This window comes from Mesorhizobium sp. M5C.F.Ca.IN.020.32.2.1, assembly GCF_004023105.1.
In the GTDB taxonomy this organism is placed as follows: domain Bacteria; phylum Pseudomonadota; class Alphaproteobacteria; order Rhizobiales; family Rhizobiaceae; genus Mesorhizobium; species Mesorhizobium wenxiniae.
The window spans coordinates 1-1,282 of the sequence record NZ_RZSX01001265.1 but is presented as its reverse complement, the minus strand read 5'-3'; the positions used below and the strand labels follow the sequence as shown (position 1 = coordinate 1,282).

The 1,282-nt window shown below is 56.2% G+C and carries 2 protein-coding genes and 1 pseudogene; all 3 read left to right on the top strand.

Annotation, left to right across the window (positions count from 1 at the left end; genetic code table 11):
* Positions 1-313 (top strand): annotated as a pseudogene (locus EOA86_RS39120) (hypothetical protein); the annotation flags it as partial.
* Positions 314-324: 11 nt separating this feature from the next.
* On the top strand, positions 325-720 hold the full coding sequence (locus tag EOA86_RS35050; protein WP_128345672.1) for a hypothetical protein: 396 nt from the start codon (positions 325-327) through the stop codon (positions 718-720).
* Positions 721-837: 117 nt separating this feature from the next.
* On the top strand, positions 838-1,269 hold the full coding sequence (locus tag EOA86_RS35045; RefSeq protein ID WP_128345670.1) for a hypothetical protein: 432 nt from the start codon (positions 838-840) through the stop codon (positions 1,267-1,269).
* Positions 1,270-1,282: the final 13 nt, after the last annotated feature.

Below are 1,282 nucleotides of genomic sequence, written 5' to 3'. Positions count from 1 at the left end.
GGATGGAACGCTCGTTCCCATCCGTTCGGCCGGCGCTGAACACGTCGTCGCTCTTTCACTTCTGGCAGCCTTGCACCACAACGCTCCGCTGCGCCGCCCAATCTTCATCGATTCTCCGTTCGGGCGTCTCGATGGCGCGCACCGCAACCGCATCGTGGCCGCGCTGCCCGATATGGCCGATCAGGTCGTGCTTCTCGTCTATGAGGACGAACTGCCGGTAGCTATGGCCCGCGACTCTCTGAAGGAGCGGCTCAAGGCCGAATGGACCTTGAACCGTGAAACCGCGCGGCACACGCGCATCGTCAGCCGGTAGGAGGCGGATCCATGGCGTTGGAAAAGACCGACAAAAAGACCATCGGCGTAACGGCCGGCAACGAGCGCGTGCTCACAGCCCTGGCTTCGGCGGGACGTTTCAACACGGACATCGATGCGGCCAAGTTCGCTATGGCGCATGCTATCGACCAGGGGGTGTCACGCGGCACGGCCGACGGCGCTGGTACCAAGTGGAATGTAGGCAGCTTCGACGGCGACGGCGCACTGAAGGCCGTGATCGAGGCCTTGTATCCCGACGAGACCTATCCATACCGGCTCGTCGAGCACTTGATCAACGAAGGCCTGCGCCTGCTGGACAAGGGCGACAACCTGCCGCCGGACGTCGCCGGTGTGGTCCTGGCCGCCTCGCAAGCTGAGGTCGAACCCGTGGCGAGGCGCAGTCACTAGTGGCCTTAAGGGAGCCTTAAACGCAGCACCTTCGACAATTTTGACTTTCCATGTAGAAAGAGCAAAGCGGCGGCGTGAATCAGTTTTTTTTCCGCTGTGACCTTGGGGGGATCAAAAATGACGCATCTTCTTGATGAAAGGGCTGCGAACAGAGCAGATCTTGTTAAGCGACTCTTTGCAGTGGCCATCAGTATTGGCGTCGGGTCAACAATGGTGGGAGCAAACTGGATTCAGGAAGCAAGACCACCTAACCTGGCAGAGTTTGAACAAATAGCAATCGTCCTCATCGCATTGTATGCAACGGTACTCAGCTGGGATGGCTACCTCAGCTCGATAAGCAAAAAGCCACTTATCAATCGGTGGAGATTCGCGATCGATGTGGCGCTTGTATTTACATATATGCTTTTATTGGTGGCGTCAGAAAACACAGCATTTTCGCTTCCAACTTTCAGCGTTATTTTTTTATTGTATTTCTGCTGGGCTGTTCTTTCAGTAATAGACTTCTCTTCTGCCTACGCTACGCCACATGCTCATAACTCGGGGCTATGATTTATGTTCCGCG

Bases quoted from the DNA above. Each gene is read 5' to 3' on its own strand.
- EOA86_RS35050 (WP_128345672.1), top strand. From the start codon at position 325: ATGGCGTTGGAAAAGACCGACAAAAAGACCATCGGCGTAACGGCCGGC.
- EOA86_RS35045 (WP_128345670.1), top strand. From the start codon at position 838: ATGACGCATCTTCTTGATGAAAGGGCTGCGAACAGAGCAGATCTTGTT.